The following is a 382-nucleotide window of genomic DNA, read 5'->3' on the forward strand; positions in this document are numbered from 1 at the left end:
GGGGCTGCACCATCGTGGATATTCCGCGCTCGGTCATCGAGCATCTCACGGCCCGCCATCCCCGCATCACGCGAGCGCTCTGGTGGGCGACCCTGGTCGATGAGGGCACGCTGCGGGCCTGGCTCGTCAACAGGGGGCAACGGGCCGCCGACCGGCAGATGGCGCATCTCGTGTGCGAGTTGCTCGTGCGCTTGCGGGGCGTGGGGCTGGTGAGCCAGGACAACTTTGAATTTCCAATGACCCCGGATGATTCCGGGGACTGTGTTGGGTTTACAAGCGTAAACGTGAACCCGGTGCTTCATGATCTGCGTGGTCAGGGACTGCCGGAATGAGTGAGCAAGCACCGTCCTATCACCAACCATGCTGCGCTCCTGGTTTGTTG

At 62.8% G+C, this 382-nt stretch carries 1 pseudogene; it reads left to right on the forward strand.

The features are described 5' to 3' along the window. A pseudogene (locus MKK75_RS00450) lies at positions 1-332 on the forward strand (Crp/Fnr family transcriptional regulator); the annotation flags it as partial. Positions 333-382: the final 50 nt, after the last annotated feature.

It is taken from the genome of Methylobacterium sp. J-030 (genome assembly GCF_022829545.1).
In the GTDB taxonomy this organism is placed as follows: domain Bacteria; phylum Pseudomonadota; class Alphaproteobacteria; order Rhizobiales; family Beijerinckiaceae; genus Methylobacterium.